The organism is Rhizobium sp. WYCCWR10014 (assembly GCF_001657485.1).
Classification (GTDB): Bacteria; Pseudomonadota; Alphaproteobacteria; order Rhizobiales; family Rhizobiaceae; genus Rhizobium.
Genome location: NZ_LXFU01000038.1, coordinates 38,463 through 55,875 on the forward strand (window position 1 = coordinate 38,463; position 17,413 = coordinate 55,875).

The following is a 17,413-nucleotide window of genomic DNA, read 5'->3' on the forward strand; positions in this document are numbered from 1 at the left end:
ACGGGGGATATGCCGGAATCTCATTCATTTAAGAGTTTGGCGACTGAGGCGGTGGGTCCGATTTGGAAGAGACATGATCGGGCCACTTTACCGCATGCGAGAAGCCTCCCGCTCTGGAGGCGCCGGCGGACGGATAACATGGGACGGGACCAGGCGGACGGCAACGTCGAATTCCATACCGGCCATACGCAACGCGAACTAGAAAGGTAGTTTTCGATGAAGGTAATCATTGCCGGCGCCGGCATTGCCGGCTTAGCTGCAGCAAAGGCACTAGAAATCAAAGGCCATCAATGTGAAATCTACGAACAGTCCCTTGGACCGAGGCTCGGTGGAGCAGGTATCTTCTTGTTGGGGAATGCAACCCGGGCATTGGATCAGTTAGGGGTTCTGGAGCCGCTGGAGGTCAATGGTCGGCGTATCAAGCAACAGTGCATCTTCTCCTCCGACGGAAAGCTGATCCACGCACTCTCGGCAGAAGATTTCTGGTCGAACTGCGGCCCTTGTCTCGCCATGCCGCGGTCTCGCCTGATCCAGGCCCTGCTGTCCTCGCTGAAACACACCAGAGTGAACTACGGGAGGGCAATCCTGGCCGCTCACCGGACGTCCGCTGGCATGAGCGCGCTATTGGCTGACGGCAGCTCAGATGAATGTGACTTGGTTGTCGCGGCGGACGGCGTGAATTCATGGCTTCGTAGAGCCGCCAGCGGCTGCAGACCTCGAGCGTTGGGCATATCATGCTGGAGAACCGTGACCGACAACACGCCGAACATATCAGCCTGGACGGCTATGCTCGGACGCGGGCGAACCCTCCTGGCAATTCCAGTTACCGCATCCGAGGTATATTTATACGCAGACTGCCGCACGTCCGAGGTCAACCGCAACACTCTGCAGGACCTCAAGGAGATGTTCGGAGACTTTAGGGCTCCGCTGGGCCAGTTGATTGCCCGGCTTGACACCTCCGCCGAGATTCACTTCAGCGAGCTTGAAGAGGTCCCCGATTTTAGCACTTTCGACGAAGGTCTAGTCTTCATAGGCGATGCCGCACATGCCTGTTCACCCAGCATGGCGCAAGGAGCTGGCATGGCACTTGAAGACGCCCTGGTCCTGGCCGAAGTTGTTTCAAACGGCTCATCCACGGACGTGATGAGGCGACGATACCTTCAACACCGGCGACAACGCGTGACATGGGTGCGCCAGCAAGCACGCGCTCGCGACATGTTACGAGGTCTTTCGCCCATCGTCAGGAATTTCACGCTCAAACATCTCGGTGATACGCTCTACAAGCGCTCCTATGGGGCATTGAGATCTCCGCTCTTGGACGGTGGAATCTGAAAAGCGCGGCTGATGATGGCTGGTTTTAAGGTGGTCGGCCCGTCTCCTGTGCAATGGCAGAAGTCGGGAGCGACCACACGTTGATGGCATTTACCATATGATCATATGTCGACGGCGGCTTATCTCTCAGACCGCGCTGGCGGGAGGCGATCGTCAGCAGATGGGGCGGGAGCGCTCGAGAACTCTACCGTAAGAACGGCGCGATGTTCCAGGACTCGATTGTCGCCAAGCTCTCGGAGAGCCAGAAGGAGGGCGGACATGTCCGCCGATCTGAATCCGGATCTGATGAGTCTGCCAAAGAGCATCAAGATCGGTTTCGCGCTCTTCCGCCAAACGGATCGGTGAACTGTATCGGATCGAGGCCGAGTTGCGCTGCCTTCATCCTGAGGCTCGCAACGCCGGGTGACAGCAACGTCTGCCCCGCTAATCGCCAACATGCAGGCATCGCTCATCCATCACTGTGCGCGTATCGCGACCAGTCCCCACTCGGCGAGGCCTTGACCTACATTGCAAAATACTGGGAGGGACTGAAGCTCTTCCTGACCGACGGCCGTATCGAGATCTACAATAACAGAGTCGAGCGCACCATTCGGCCGGAGAATGCCCTCTTTGCGGGGCACGATGCTGGAACCGAGAACGGGGCGACCAGCGCCCTGCAAGCTAAACCATGTCGAGCCGCGCGCCGATTTTACCGCCACGCTCACTGCCATCATCAACGGCCACAAGCAAAGCCAGATTGAGGGTCTCTTGCCGTGGAATTATGCCTCACAGTGATATCTGCCAGGCCGATGAGAGTCCCCTGCGGGAATGGTCCATGGGCTTCGAAGACTGCCGCCGTGAGTGTGGACGGCAGCTTCGCCAATAGCGGCAGCGCAGACACGATGCTGGGCGGTTGTGACTCGTTCTGCATTTCTATCGGGCCCGAAGTGGCTCTCTTCGGACTGATGATAGCCCTGCTTTTCAATCAATGTCGGGCCGAATGCGCGTATGCTGCTTTCAGAAAGGTTTTGGATGACCGACAGAGTTGCGGCGCTCAGGTTGTCGGTCGAGGAGACATGACGGAATAGATGTTTTCAAAAGGCGGCGGGCCAACAATCGTGGAGCCCCCACTTTTGGCCGATTCTGCGATAGCGGCCAGATCGCCACCATCCATTGAACCGATGAGCCTGAACGCTTCTTCCATATGACCGGGGGAGAAAATGATTAGCATTCGGACTCGGCTGTCGGAGATATTGCACCAGGCATGGGGAGTCCCCCTCTTTACCGTTGCAGAATCCCCGGTCGACAGAGTCGAGCTCTCGTCACCATTGGTGAGATGAACGTTGCCTTCTAGAACGATGAAGTGTTCCTCCTCATTGGCATGCGTGTGCACCGGTACACCGTTACGTGAATCGGCAGTCACCTCGATCATCGTGTAAAGGCCTCCCGTCTCCTTGACGGAGGTACGGATCGTAAATCTCTCTCCGGGGGTTACCTCCCACCATTCATTGAGATCAGTGCTGCTTTTCGACAGCGTACTTACCAAAGTTTTCATGCGTATTGCCCTTCGATTATTGCATGCCTGTGCGTCAGGCTAATTTTATTTGAAGGCTCCGCGTTGTATGTTGGTTACAGTACTCGTCCCTCAGGTTTCCATTGTAACCTCTGTCCAAACAAGATTAGAGCGAGGAAGCCAGAAAGTGGCAGAACGTCGCCTACGATGTGTTTCGTCTTTAAGAAGGCGAACGGCAATCGAAATGCTGCTGAAACGTCCTCTCCGACAATAATCAGAAGACACCTATGCGAGGACACGCATAAGGCCTGACCAATGAAGGGCGGCGTCACGAAGTCGATCGGCGGGTGAGTATCATGAGAAAGGCGCCATCGCGCCTTGCTGCGAGGCGGTTCCGGCACCAGGACGCAACGGTGACCCTACACACGAGATGACAAGGAGGTCAGAAGCAAGTTCACAGGCAATTGCCCCGCAACGCGATGAAGGTCACGAACAGCGTTTCAAAGCTGGGCAGGGATATCACGACGACGAGGCGTTGTGGCGAAAAGGCATCGTTGCGGCACTCCTGTTCTGCATCATAGCGGTGCTCTACTTTGCACTATTTTCCGTCATGCAGGTTGCTCAGATGCCCGTCTACGAGCATCCGTAGCTGGCACCCCATCCTCTCGAGCCGCATGCTGCGTCGAGCGGAGCTTCACCCCGATTCGGTCCGCCATCAAGGCTCCTCCACCTCTGTTTTTAACCATGACAGACGACCTACGACAGCGTTCTCTGTAACGGACTCGACCGCCGGGATTTCACTCGCTTGCTACAAGTGCAGCGGTTTTTCGACCCCCACACATTTGATGGCGCAGATGGTCGATAGCGGAAACTCATCACCAGCACGCTTTTGCCCGTGTGGATCATTGTTGAATCAACATCGGGGATAACGATGCGAATTATTCAACCAACACCCTTGTCGGAATTGAAGCGACTTGTTGCAGCGTTCCGCCGTCGGCGAAAGATTCAGAAGGCGATCGCCGAACTCAAGGAACTGGAAGACTTCATGCTCCTTGATATAGGATCTGGCGAAGCGACATTGAACGGTCCGTGAGCAATGGCAGCTGCGACGATATCACTCGTTTGGAGTGACTTTGCGATGTCTGTGCCGGCAATGCGATGCCGACCAGGTCGGGGCCAGGACAGGGGGCGGGGCGCCTCAGCTTTCACGTTTGCAAGCTTTCCTTTGTGCCGACAAGGCGACGGGCGACTATTCATTGTTGAGAAATAGCGACGCGGCGAAAGACAAGTGACTTCCAGACTAGGCATTTGACAGTTGGGGGTCTCCCGCGCGCATTCAACGCTCGGGAGATTTCATTGGGTTCGCTGGGATCCCGATCGTTGCCGGGTCGAAGACCGAACTTGTGGGACGCTCTCCATAAGTCCCTCTCTGATTGCGTCGGCCAGCGCTCTCGAGCTCCAAGGCTCTCGGAGTAAAGTGAAGCGCAAAGCAGAGGCGGCATTCAAAATCTCTGCGTTTCCGCCGTGTAGTATCAAGACGACAGGCGAGCCGCGGGCCATTTTCTCGATATCGCGCGCCGAGTGGCTTGGTGGGATTGACCGCACGTCAATCATGATCATGTCGGGGATCTGAGTGGATAACCATTCCTCCATCATGCCGATATCCGAGAACCCGACGGGCTCGTAGCCAAGCGCCGCAATCTTCTCTTCATGCATCGCCAGATCACGGCAATGAGGCTCCACGAGAGCAATAAGCTGGCCATCCCCTAGCATCACGTGCGGAGCAACGAAAAATTGACTGGTGGGCGTTGGCGGAAGTGCCGAATGGGGAAAATAGACTTCAAAGGACGTACCCATTCCAGGACTGCTCGTGACGTTGATCCGTCCGTCCATCGCAGTGACCAGACCGTGGACAGCCGCCAAGCCGAGCCCGGTGCCGCCAATGGCCGCCTTCGTGGTGAAAAATGGTTCAAAGATATGAGGTAGCGTTTCCGGAGAAATACCGCTTCCATTATCCGCGATACAGACACGAACATATTTGCCAGACTGGAGGAGTCCTAGAAAAAGAGATCTTACACTTTCGACAAGGACGACATCGACATTGATGTCCACTCTTACGTGGCCGCTTGAGGCCTCCCACGCATTTTTACAGAGATTCATAGCCACTTGCTGGAGTTCGACGGGATGACCAAGCATTATGCAGTCGTCGTTGGACGCTAGGGGCGCGTTTACCTCCAGGTTTGGTAGGGATGCCGAGATGAGCGGGAGCGCGTCGCGAATTGCTTCTACCAAGTTGATTGGTCTCCTTTCCTGCTCGCGACTGCGGCTCAAGGTCAGGATCTGGTTCACTATGAACTCCGCTCGTCTCGCAGTTAACATCATTTCCTGAAGGTAGTGTTCCACATTCTGGCCTTCGCCGGCGCGTTGCAGCGCCATCTCACCGTATCCAAGCAGCGCACCGAGGATATTGTTGAATTCATGCGCGATGCCGCCCGCCAAAGTACCGACGGCCTGGACGCGCTCTGCGTGATTGAGGCGCCTTTCGAGATCTTCACGGTTTTTTCGCTTGCAGTGGTCGACCGCAGTTTGAATAAGGCCTGACAGGGATGCGCACAGCAGAAGGATCTCATCTTCACTGAACGCCTGTCGGGGCTTGCGATAGGCCATCTGCAAAATACCGATACGCCCCAGCGGTGTCGTAACTGCTGCTGCAACCTGCGTAGTCACCCTGCCCCTGATGACCCAGTCTTGCATCCTCCCGAGGTCGACGAAGTGGAATGCGGCTTGCTCTCCGTCCGCCTGCTTTGTTCCCACACGTTTCAAGAAGTCAGCTTTGACTTCCGGCTCAGTAGGAGGTGGGGATCGCGCACTGAGAAATTCTTCGACGGTGACGCCGGTGCGCGGCTCGACGATTTCGAGCCTGAGCTCATCCGCTCCGAAATATTGCGCGAATTCCGTCAGAACTCTCGTTGCCACGACACCGAACTCGCCTCTTGTGAGGTTATCATCAAATGCCCGTTCAAACCTGTTCAACAGCGACTGGCTTTCCAGCAATCGATTGATGGACCGGGCCTGGCTTCTGCCCCAGAACGTCAAGATTGACGCATAGGCGCAGAGGAGAGCTGATAGAGTAGCGTATGCGACAGGCGAAAAGGGGGAGACGCTCACAAGGACACCGCAGTATTTGCAATCCGTCATGAGCACATGGCCTGATGCCAACAATGCGAAAAGCAAGGCACCGAAAAGACTAATGAGAATTTTCAATGAATTATCGACTGTCGGTTTTGCGGTCATCGCATTAGGCCAAATTCTCGGCATCTCATATTTGCTCATACGGGGGGGTGGAGATTGAAGGTGTGTATTCGGAAACTTCGAGATGCCATGTTTCACCGATCCCCCAACCGTGCTCTTGCCCTGCGCCGCCTGCCAACGGACCCCACGGCAACCATTTCGACGTTTAAGGTACGCCCGCTGAAGTAATCAGGTGCGCTTTGCCTAGCTAAGGCATTGAAGCCCCGACGCTGCGATTCGTTGCGAGCCTTTTCAACTCGCCTTACCGAATAATCCTTCAATCGAAAGATTGAACCACAACGGCAATGCACCAAGGCTCGAGCTGAACGCGTCGAGCGTCACGCACGGAGGCCAATGCAGAGTTTTGAGCCATCGCGACGGCCGTAAAGGGCTTACGGCGTCACGATCGAATGCGCTGATGAAAGGCGCCTGCCGGACTGTCTCAACGAGGCGCAAGACCGCCCCCCCGTAGCACTGGCCGAGACACAAACATCACGGTTTTGCTGTCAAGCACGGCTACCATAGACGAACTGCATCGCCTGCGCCTCGCGACTGGTCGAGGCTCTTTCAAGTCCAGCGAGCCTCCAATTCGTCGACCTGCCTGATGCCCGCGTGTCCATGAACGTTAAGTTGTTGACCTGCGGGCAGGAGACGATGTCGGGATCCGATCAGCGCACGAAGCGCCTCTTCGAGCTCCAGTTGCGCCAAAGCCTGTCCCAAACACCGGTGCGGGCCATCGCCATAGACAGGATGCCAGCGAGGGCGTTCCCGATACAGATCGAACCGCTTCGGATCGGCGAAAGCTTCGGGATCGCGCAGCGCTGACATGGTCGACAGTAGCAATACACTGCCGCTTGGTATGAAATGCTGATCCAATTCGATGTCGCGAACAACAAGCCTCGGAATAGAGGCTACGGCAGGCTCGACTCGCAATGCCTCCGCGACGGCAGGAACGATCAGATTCTCATCCTTGCGAAGCGCTTCCCACAGATCTGCTCTTTCGAGAAGCAGCCCGGTCTGGATCACGATAGCAGCGCGTGTCGTATCCGTACCGCCAATAACAATGGACACAAGCTGCATGATGGCCTCCATCGCAGACAGATTAGCGTCCTGATCGACGCTCGCGACATATTCGGATATGAAATCGCCTTTCGGCGATCTGCGCCGGTCAGCAATCAGATCTGAGCAATAGGCCTCGAGCTCGCGTGCGGCCACCTCAATACTCGGTATGTCCTCGTCCGTCCAAGAGGTCGTCAATATCTTTGATACACGATAAGCGATCGACGTGAACAAGGGAACATCGGAAGAATCAATGCCAAGTATTCCGGCAAGCGTGATCGACGGTATCGCAGACGCATAATCATCGCGCAGCCTAAGCTTATCGCCATCCAACCTGCGGCTCGCCAAATCTTCTGCGAGCAGGCGTACGTCTCGGCGAATGCCTTCCATCATACGAAACGAAAAGCACTTCGCCAGCGGCTGCCGTCTGCGTCGATGGGTCTCGTCATTAGAAAACAGCATGCTGTTTGAAAGGAGATCCATAATTGGCCCCCCAGAGATCCCGCGCGCCGCCAGCAGCTCAGTCTCCACTTGTTTTGTCCTTGGATCTTTTGCCAGCGCTTGAACATCGGACGCGCGCAAAACAAGGTAAGCGCCATCTTCCCGTCGCACGAACGGCAAGGAAGGGCGATATGTTGCGAAAGTGTCGTGAGGCTGGATATTTAAATCGGCAAAGCTCAAAGTCGGAGGGAGGACGGATGGCATCACGGTAGTTTTGGTCAATGGCTGGTCCTTAGCAGGGAAAGCACCATGTTGCCGTCTGCGCCACATGCGCCGATTTCAATTTGTCCGGAAGCGGTTACAAATGTCACCAGTCGATCGCTGGCTCATGATTAGTCTGAAGCCCCTGGCTAGGTTCCATGGCTAGGCGTTATGAACACATCGAGGAGCCGTTGCGCATCTCCGCCGGCATGTCGCGCCACTCCAACTGCGGCCATTACTAGCGGTCGTGACAAACTGGACGCCACAGGCGGCTACGGCGCATCTCCCATCAGCGTCAAAGGCAGGCGTTGCGTATTCGCAAGAACCTCCCTGATAGACCGCAACCCGACATTGATCACGAGGATAAAACAGCTCGCCCATCCACTGGGCGCGATAGTGTCATGGAAAGCGGTTGGACCGCGCTAGGCGGGTGGGCCGGGGGATTGGTGGATAGGAAGCCGTTCGCGAGCCGATTGCATTGGGCTTCGGCGATCACCAAACCAGATCATAATTTTGCAGAAGTATCGGCCACAGGGCGCGCGTCGCAATGACATAGGCGCACCCGACCACGACGATCGTCGCAGCAAACACCAGGCAACAGGCCAATTCAATCAGAAAAAGGGGCTGTAAAATCCACCTAAAGACGCCATCGTGCGCGTCCTGGGGGATGGCGCGGTCGGCATCTTCAGTCGTAACCAATTCCGGTACGGGGGCTAACAGTATACCGTCGCGGGTGACCAGCCTGATCGACTTCGAAGCCCTGGTTTCTCGTGACATGGTTCGATCGATCAGCTGATCAATGGTGGTCGTTCACACGTCGTGGAGGGCACGCCATGCTGAGACAAGCGCCGCAGGCGACCAGCCTTAACGAAAGCATCCACCAACTGCTTTTCGGCAGCGAACGGATGGCCCTCCCAACCCACATGGCCAAAACCTGCCACAACCACGTTGTCGTTTGGACAGCTGTCGAGCACTTCGCCGATCACGATAATGCCACTGCTCGGCACAACGTAGGGCGCCGGTGCAAACATCGCAAGTGCCCGGTCGATGGCATCATGAATCCGTTGACCAACGATTCGATGGAGCTTGCCGGCGCCAGCGCAAACGTCGCCAAATAGCTGCGTATAGTCGTCGCAGAAGTCATCGAGTTCCGGATGGGAAACAGCAAGCGGCGCGCGCATGGCCGCGACTTTTTCGGGGTCTCGCACGCTCCAGATTTCAGAGGCGTCGACGATTCCTGGATGTGCGCGCCAGTTCCCGGGCCCGAGCATGGCCTTAGCCGGCCGGCCGGTATTGCACACCGCCACCACATCGGTGCGCGTGCCGCCTAGGCCAAAGGAACGGCAATCGTTAAAGCGGATGACGAAGTCCGCAGAGTCGATGATTTCCGCTCCTCCTTCTCCCACCTGGCCATTGCCCACGATCATAATTGTTCTGCTCATTGTTCGAAACCCTGCTGTCAGCCGACAAGCTTTCACCGTTTCGGTTTCAAAAATGTGTCCAGGTTGTCCCTCCCGATTTCATTTGCATTCGAAGGAAGGCCCCGTTTGCAATGGGCTCCTTAAGGACGGCCCATTGCGATCTTCAGCGAGGCTCACGACCCAGCAAGAGGGCGCCGCTTTGAGTTATCGAAAACCAAAGATCTCCTTTCGAACGATGGCCCGGTATAGGCAGTGGCCGCTGGCATTCGTGGCCGTAACGGCTCGCCGCATCGGTTCAGTCGTCGCGCCTCGATTGGCCTGCCCTCTAAGCCGTCGGGTTCAACTGCAGGCCCTTGGCGGCCGATCCGTTTTCGCTACCGGCGTAGGCGGTCAGGGTGAATGCACGAACGCCACGGAAGAGCGATTGAAGTGAAATTCGCCTCGCGGATTACAACGCTAATCATTGACCGCCTGATTGTAATGCTTGCGCGAAGCGCGAAGGTTTAAGGTTTCAAACCGCTCTGGGACACAAACATTTGGAACACGACATGCTCGCAAGTGCTGATTGACGATCCTGAGAGCAATAGATCCTCTCGCTTGCCCATGTTGGCGTTCGTTTTCAAAGATTCCTGCAACCACGACGGCTGGCATGATGTCGATGGCGTCGCGCTCAATTCTGCGAACGGTATTGCTGCCTGACCGAAGGCATCTCCATGCCGTACGCGAACCCGCAAGGAACGTCGTCTTATCATCGGAGGCCTGTCACGCGTGAAGACCAACCGAACGTCGACATCGCGGCATACACACAGAAGCCGGTATCCCAGACTGGTAGTTGTTAATGGCGAATTGCTTCGCGGTGACGCGCTCACCGGCGAGCCGCAGCAGTTGACTCCCAGAAGCAGGAGCGATCAAGCCGATCTTACGGCGTTCTGCGTGAGCGAATTCTTGATGGCCCTGGCCACAGGCCTGGCAGTGGCTATGGCGAGTATTGTTTATGGTCTTATCCATGATTGGCTCGTGGGCTGACTTGGGCCAAGTGACATTCTGGGTGCAAAGAAATCATCACCGATCAAAACTGGCTTCCTCCTGCGGTTTGCCGGCAAGATTGCCCTGGCGGGCTGCCGGCGGAGTTGCAGGCATTCCTTCCAAGAGCCGTCTTGACCCGAAACGGCGCGACCGATCACAGGCCCCGCCATTCGCAACAGTTGAAACAGAGACGCTTGCTTCTGAAACGAGCAAGCAACAGGCCAACGCCATCGTGCAACTGCGGTCGGCGCGGCGTTGAGCGATGCAGGTTATCCTAGGCTCGCGTTGCGCTCTGAACGCTGTGAGCGAGAGCAACAATCGCAGCGGGATGCCGACGGGAGGCTAGCAGCGCTTTGGAGGTCACAAATATGATTCCACCAAGGCGTCCGTCATAGCCCTTGCAAGACTGCCGAACGCAAAACCATCACCCTTGTGACTGCAGGTCCATCAAGTCTTTGGCCGATGAAAGCTGTGGTTGCTTCCAGAAATTAGCAAATATCGGAGAATCATCATGCTCGGGCGTTTCGTTATGACTGCCTCTTTTGTCATTCTATCCAGTACTGCGTCGGTCCATGCCATCGAAATCGGCACGACCGTGGAGACACGGTGCCCGTTTGGCGACTGCGCGGCAGGAATTTCCCTTTCCTATTTGGGCGAATTTATCATGCCGGCCGACTACATGGAAAATGGCACTCCCTTTGGCGGCCTCTCAGGACTTGATTTCGTTGCCGCTACCGGTCGCTATATCGCAATTAGTGACGACCGCTCGGAGAAAGGTCCTGCTCGCTTTTTTGATCTTGATATCGATGTAAGCGCTGCCGGCTTCACCGGCGTGACGGTTGGAAATCGCGTTGTGCTAGAGGATAAGGACGGTCATCCCTTCGCGCCCCGCAATGTCGACCCGGAATCCATTCGGATCGGCAGGGACGGCATCTATTGGGGCAATGAAGGCGACGCGAAGACGCTCGCGCCCCCATTCGTTCGCGTGACCTCTCCTGATGGCGCCTTCGTGCGAGAGCTAAAACTGCCCGACGGGTTCGCACCGACGTCCGACAAGTCGGCCGGTATTCGCGACAACCTCGCTTTTGAGGCTCTGGCCGTCACACCTTCGGGTGACGTCTTTGCCGGACTTGAAGCCGCACTCTATCAGGATGGGCCAAACCCTTCGCTTACGACTGGCAGCTTGTCGCGCATCATCCACTACGACGGCACGACCGGGGAGCCGAAGGCCGAGTACGTTTATCCGGTTTCGCAGATCCCGCAGGTCGCCACGAAGGCCGGCGGCGGCAACGACAATGGCTTGTCGGAGATGATTGCCCTCGATGACCATCGTCTGATTGCCGTTGAGCGCAATTTCGCGCAGGGCTTTGGCAACAACATCAAACTTTTCATGATGGATCTGACGGATGCAACCGACGTTTCCGGCATTGCGTCGCTTCCAAAGAGCGATGAGCGTATCGTGCCAATTCGCAAAAGCCAGATCCTCGATCTGCGCGCCATCGGCCTGACCCCGGATAACATCGAATCCATGGCCATCGGCAAGGCAAAGGACGGCACCGATGTCTTAATCCTCGCGGCGGATAACAATTTCTCGGGCTCGCAAAAAAACCAGTTCTACGCCTTCCAGATTAAGTGGTCACCTCGGTAAACGGCAAGTGGGCGGCGATAGATTCTCGCCCATGCATCGATCTTGCTTGCCTCCCTGATCTCGCCTTTCCGGGGGGGCAAGGTTGGACTGCAGAACCGAATCTCGATCGACTACGGCGATCTGCCTCCGGCAGCTATAGAGCAACGATTGCGGTCCAGGCTGCCTGCTGGAATGGAGCGCACGGTGCTTACTGGCAGCCTTCGACGGCGTTCCTGCGCGTCGATATCGCAGCTTTTTCTTGCCGCCGTGCGTCCCAGGCCCGCTCACCTTCGCATGCAATCTGGTGCGCTGGCGGCCGGTCCATCCCATCTGCTTCATGCCCATCGAGGCGACGACGTCGGCCAAGACCGTCGCCCAAGTCCATCAGCACCCGTCTCTGTTAAATCCGGTCTGCTTGCGTCGTCCGTATTTCAAATGACGTCATTCTTTATTCGATTCACATGCTGAGATAGCCGACGCGCGTGAAACTGATCAGCGCATCCAGCCGGAGCATAGAATAGATAAGTCTGAGAGGATAATTCATGTCAAAGAGATTGTTCGCAATCCTTTCCATCGCTGCATCATGCATGATTGCAGATCTGACCGCTAACGAGGCCGTTGCGGCGCCTGTCTATGACAGAGCGTCGAGCGCAGTCGAAGTGAGTTATCGGGACACGGAAGGAGGCTACTGGCACGGCTATCGTGGTTATCGCGCCAAACGCTTCGGCTATCGCAAGGGGCCTGACGGCTACCGGTATTCGCCAAAAGCCTTCGGGCGGGGTGGTTATTCCAATCAACCAAAGCCGTTGAGGGGCGCTTGCAACCTTGGTTTCAGGCCGACCAACGGACCTCATAACTGCAATTATTAATCGCATTCCCAAACGCGGCCGGAGCGGCAGAGCGCCGAAATCCGGCCGTGGCCTTCAGAAGAAGGTCGGCGTGAGCCCGCTCCTCCATAGCGACACAATCGTCCGCGGACTTAGGGAATCGAATTCCACCTCGGCCGATCGATGAGACCTCCGCTCTGGCCGAGCGAGACCAGGCTGGCGCTGAAGCGCACGTCTTCCTCCGTCAACCAGCGGGTTTGCCGAGAATGGAAGCATGGCGGCGTTTTCGCACCCCAGCAATACCCCAGCCCAGCGCCCAACCGAATATCACGTCGCTCGTCCAATGCTCCCCAACAAGCACTCGCGAGAGGCAGACCGCTATCACGGCCGCGAGGATAGGGATTCTAGCCTTGGGAAAGCTCATGGCCAATGAGCAGCCTATGGCCGCCGCCAAGGTGGCTTGCGCGGAAGGAGCGGAAGCAAACATGTCCTGCGCCGCGAAGGGTTGAAAGTGAAATGGATCCCGGGAGACTTCGCTCGGCCTGGCACGGCCAATAATGCCTTTGAGGAGCGTGGCCGCCGCAACGGCCAAGATGCTGCGCGTAAGAAGGCTCGTTGTCAGCTCGAATGGGCCGACAAGACCAAGCATGCGAAAAATCCTTTCGGCAATGAAAGCACCTATCATGAGGGGAAGGACGACCAGCGGATCAGTCAATGTGGAAATCCAGCCGGCGGCGCTCCTCATCCAACCCAGAAGAGTGGGAACCGTCGTCGCAATTGTCCTGTCGGCGACCACGGCAGTCAGCGCTGCTAGTACCAGAAACCCAAGCGCAGTGGCGACCATCTTGAAGTCAAGGCCTGCTTTAAGCCAGCAGCGGCGATTGGGTTTTCCACTCGCGGGCATTTTGTCAAAGTGCATGTAGGGGCTTCCATTTGATGCTTACGACGACTAGGCCGCGTTGCAATATCGTGGCCGATCTATAGCGCGGCAGGCACACGGGAAATGCCTTGCGCCGGGAAGCCATCACCGATTTTTTGAACTCATTCAAGTTCTTGCGGTGACGGTGGATCTTGTTGGCGAGGTGCCGTCAGGGTCGAAGCTCTTCCCATCTGCTTGCGCCAAGTCGTCATTCTCCGGCCAAAGGACCTTGAGCGGGTTCTGCAAACGGTGGCCTTTATCGATCTCGTCGAAGCTTTGACGCTAGGGGTTAAAGGCGTCTGCCGCACCATTTCGCCAAGCGTCTGATCTGGCGGGACGTGTGTGAATAAAGCGGGTGGCGGAACGCGGCGCCAAGAGGCGCCGCGACTCTCGATTCTAGAACTTGTAATTGAGGCCAACACGGAACAGATGGCCGTCGTTGTTGAATTTGGAATCGTATCCGCCGGCAACGCCTGTGCCCGGAATGGCCTGAACGTTCAGTTTTTCCTCTCCGAGATCATAGTAGAGATATTCAGACTTCAACGAGATCTTGCTTGTAACCGCATATTCAACACCTGCGCCGACGGCGTAGCCGACATTCGTTCCGGTCTTCTCACCAGTGAACTGTCGAACGCCGTTGGGGGCGAACATGTCCACACTCATCGTGCTCCTGCCGTAGGCGAGGCCCGCAGTGCCGTAGAACAAGGCGCGATCGAGCGCATAGCCCAGGCGGCCTCGCACGGTACCGAGATAGTCGAGCTCGGAGCGGAAGACGTTACCTTGAGCAAGTCCTGTATTGATCTGCGGCGTCACGATGTTTCGATCGTCATCGAGGTCGGTGAAAGAAATATCGGCTTCCAGGCCGTAGACGAACGAGCCGGCTTGCCAATTATAGCCGATCTGACCTCCGCCAAGGATGCCGTTCCGGTCCAGGTCCACCGACCCCGGGCGCGCACCGGTTGCGATGTTTGCAATATTCGGCCCGAGTTGTCCTTCGGAGGAAATGTCTCCATCACCGCCAAAGCCATAACCTGCATTGGCGCCGACATAAAAACCGCTCCAGGAGAAGGTGTCAGGCGCTTCGGACGCCGGAGCCGCTTCAAAAGGGTCTGCAGCGATTGCCAGGGAAGAAGCGGCCAAGATGACGGCCAACGTCAGACTTACAGTTTTGTAACGCATTGCAATGATCCAATCTTCTAATCTGAATCGAGGGAAACCGGCTCGCACCTCTGCAGCCGTTGAAAATCAGCCTCGCATGCCATCGGATTGATCGGCATTTCGGCCGCAATTCACTTTCCATCCTCACCTAGCTTGATGAAGACGGTCGATTGTTGAGCGAGGCGCGTGATCTGTTGGTTTCGGGAAGATGCCGAAACAGCTTGATTTGTAACAATGTGCCGCGGCTAGTTGTTACAGCTCGATTGCCGCCGAGCGAAAGCGCTTTCACGCGAGCACTTCACCGAAGTCGCGCCGGTTTGGTACGGACAGCGATGCCACGAGACAGCAGCACATCGCTCGGCAAAGCTACAAATCTGAATGTTAACAGGCCTGGCCTTAGGTCGCTACTCGGATGGCGGCGTACCGAACCGATGCGCATACATGCGGTTCTCTTGCATCATGGGCAAAGATCCAGCGCCGTTACAAATCAAACGGCCCGCGCAGATACAGCAATCGTCAAGCAACGTTCGACCTCGACTGATTTCCCAGTGAGCGCTCAAAAATGAGCAAGCTTGCAATTTATTCGAGGAGAGAGACAGCATGACAAGGCCTTTTTCCGGATCCCTCGCCAAAGACAGGCTGCAGATTTCATCCGACGAACTCGAAGAAGCATTGTTCCACGAACTGCGCCTTCCAGCCGCTGCAGGCAACCACGACGAGAACTCCGCTGATTCAGGAACGAACTGCGTCCCGGAGAGACAATTCCAGGGAGGTCAGCAGAACGGCAGTTCAATAGATTCGCAGCAAAAAGAGGACAGGCAGGGACTGCTGCTCGAATGCGTCGCAGCCGCCTTCCTATTCTGCGTCGTCGTCGTCTTCTACTACAGTTTGCTTTTAGTTATAGAAGAAGCGTTGCCGTTTCCAATTATTCATAAGTTGCAATTCTGACGACAGGTGGGACAAACGGGAGGTAGTATCCTCCGAACTGGGTGATGCGCACTTTCGGCAATGGTGGGCAGGTCGCGCTCGAGAACTGTCGCTTCTCTTTTTACCGCAGCCATGGAATGCTGGCTGGGCAAGGCCTCGTCAGGAACGTGAAGAAGCTGCAGTGTGTTAAAAGACAGGCTCGGCGCTCGAAGACGTGATGGCAGCACGCGACTCGGGTCAGGAGCATCAGAAGGACCACCCGCGCATGGGAGGGTCCTTCTTTGCGCACCTGTTTTGGTGCGGACGTGGCGGGTGAAACGAGTTCACAGTCTTCCACGGGCAGTGCCGAAATTGATTTGCCGAAGGGTAGGGTAAGACAAGGCGGCACCAAGCAATCGGCCGCCCCAGGTCAGTCCGGCAGGTCGCTCCTGTTGCTTCGCCGAACCCACAGCTTGTCGGAACCAAAAGGATTGCGATCGTAGAGAAGCCTGAGACCGGCAAACCGACGAATTGACTTCAATAATTGGTTTTTAAGTTGACCCAGAGCCGGTTGAGAAGCCTTTGCTGATGTGCATTGTAAGGCGAGATTGAAAATAGCTTCGCCATCGTTTTTTCAGGCGGATATACTGCCGGATTGCCGGTAATGATTTCGTCGATCAACTTTTGAGAGGCTAGATTCCCATTAGCGTATTGAACATAGTTTGACGCCTTGGCAATCACATCCGGCCGCATGAGATAATTGATGAAGGCATGGGCTTCATCGACATTCTTCGCATCCCCCGGAATGGCGAGATTGTCAAACCACACATATGCCCCTTCCTTCGGGACAACGAGTTCGATTTTTACCCCGTTCTTCGCTTCAGTCGCGCGAGCCTTGGCCTGAAGGATATCGCCGGACCAGCCGACCGCAAGGCAGATGTCCCCGTTGGCTAGGTCGTTGATATAGGCCGAGGAGTTAAAGGTGCGAACGTAAGGGCGGCTCTTGCGGTACAAATCCGCCGCAGCCTTCAGGTCGGCAACCAGTTTGCTGTCAGGATCCTTTTCAAGGTAGTTCATCGCAAGCGCGATGGTCTCATCAGGTGCATCCAATATGTTGACGCCGCAGTCCTTCAGTTTTGAAAGGTATTCCGGCTTGAATATGATGTCCCAGCTGTCGATGGGCGTGTCTCCAAGCGCAATCCTAATCTTGTCGACATTGTATCCGATGCTGGTGGTACCCCACATATAGTTGACCGCGTACTGATTGCCGGGATCATATTTTGCAAGACGAGCGGTAATCTCCGGCCAGAGGTTAGCGAGATTAGGAAGTTTGCTCTTGTCCAACTTTTGAAGAGCACCGGCAGCAATCTGTCGGGCCAGGAATGGTCCACCAGGGACAACCACGTCGTAGCCTGAACCACCTGCAAGAAGCTTTGTTTCCAGAAGACCATTATCATTGAAAACGTCATAGACCACGGTGATCCCCGTTTCCTGGGTAAATTCATCCAAGATGGCCGGATCAATATAGTCTGACCAGTTGTACACGTGGACAACTCTATCATTTGCCATCGATTGAGGTGCTAAACCGAAGGCGACAATTAAGCTGGCTGCGATATGGGTTGTGACTTTCATGCATACTCCGCTAAAACGTTG

General features: G+C 56.0%; 11 protein-coding genes and 1 pseudogene. 4 read left to right on the plus strand and 8 right to left on the minus strand.

What is annotated here, in order from left to right:
- The first annotated feature begins 216 nt into the window (after positions 1–216).
- Positions 217–1,332, plus strand: a complete 1,116-nt coding sequence (locus tag A6U98_RS20830) for an FAD-dependent monooxygenase (protein ID WP_064652364.1) — start codon at positions 217–219, stop codon at positions 1,330–1,332.
- Positions 1,333–1,663: 331 nt separating this feature from the next.
- Positions 1,664–2,106: pseudogene (locus A6U98_RS36035) on the plus strand (transposase); the annotation flags it as partial.
- A gap of 259 nt (positions 2,107–2,365) precedes the next feature.
- Here the strand turns inward: A6U98_RS36035 and A6U98_RS20840 are convergent.
- The 5 genes from A6U98_RS20840 to A6U98_RS20865 form a co-directional block, all read right to left on the minus strand.
- On the minus strand, positions 2,366–2,866 hold the full coding sequence (locus A6U98_RS20840; protein WP_064652368.1) for a cupin domain-containing protein: 501 nt from the start codon (positions 2,864–2,866) through the stop codon (positions 2,366–2,368).
- 1,311 nt (positions 2,867–4,177) lie between these two features.
- On the minus strand, positions 4,178–6,118 hold the full coding sequence (locus tag A6U98_RS20850; protein WP_064652372.1) for an ATP-binding protein: 1,941 nt from the start codon (positions 6,116–6,118) through the stop codon (positions 4,178–4,180).
- A gap of 564 nt (positions 6,119–6,682) precedes the next feature.
- Complete coding sequence (locus tag A6U98_RS20855) at positions 6,683–7,897, minus strand: cytochrome P450 (RefSeq protein ID WP_197496417.1); 1,215 nt, start codon at positions 7,895–7,897, stop codon at positions 6,683–6,685.
- A gap of 471 nt (positions 7,898–8,368) precedes the next feature.
- Complete coding sequence (locus A6U98_RS20860; RefSeq protein ID WP_064652374.1) at positions 8,369–8,653, minus strand: hypothetical protein; 285 nt, start codon at positions 8,651–8,653, stop codon at positions 8,369–8,371.
- Between the two features lie 11 nt (positions 8,654–8,664).
- Positions 8,665–9,303, minus strand: coding sequence for a Urease operon accessory protein (locus A6U98_RS20865; RefSeq protein ID WP_197496418.1), 639 nt, complete (start codon positions 9,301–9,303; stop codon positions 8,665–8,667).
- A gap of 1,531 nt (positions 9,304–10,834) precedes the next feature.
- Here A6U98_RS20865 and A6U98_RS20875 point away from each other — a divergent pair.
- Positions 10,835–11,971, plus strand: coding sequence for an esterase-like activity of phytase family protein (locus A6U98_RS20875; protein ID WP_064652379.1), 1,137 nt, complete (start codon positions 10,835–10,837; stop codon positions 11,969–11,971).
- 1,050 nt (positions 11,972–13,021) lie between these two features.
- Here the strand turns inward: A6U98_RS20875 and A6U98_RS20880 are convergent.
- Both A6U98_RS20880 and A6U98_RS20885 read right to left on the minus strand, forming a co-directional pair.
- On the minus strand, positions 13,022–13,696 hold the full coding sequence (locus A6U98_RS20880; RefSeq protein WP_064652381.1) for a phosphatase PAP2 family protein: 675 nt from the start codon (positions 13,694–13,696) through the stop codon (positions 13,022–13,024).
- A gap of 396 nt (positions 13,697–14,092) precedes the next feature.
- Entirely contained in the window at positions 14,093–14,875 is a 783-nt protein-coding gene (locus A6U98_RS20885) for an outer membrane protein (protein WP_064652382.1), read from the minus strand.
- A 579-nt stretch (positions 14,876–15,454) separates the two neighbouring features.
- Here A6U98_RS20885 and A6U98_RS20890 point away from each other — a divergent pair.
- Positions 15,455–15,802 carry a hypothetical protein gene (locus A6U98_RS20890; protein WP_064652384.1) on the plus strand — a complete coding sequence of 116 codons (348 nt, stop codon included), beginning with the start codon at positions 15,455–15,457 and terminating at the stop codon, positions 15,800–15,802.
- A gap of 495 nt (positions 15,803–16,297) precedes the next feature.
- Here the strand turns inward: A6U98_RS20890 and A6U98_RS20895 are convergent, their stop codons facing one another.
- A complete protein-coding gene (locus A6U98_RS20895; RefSeq protein WP_064652385.1) occupies positions 16,298–17,392 on the minus strand; it encodes a polyamine ABC transporter substrate-binding protein in 1,095 nt (364 codons plus the stop codon).
- Positions 17,393–17,413: the final 21 nt, after the last annotated feature.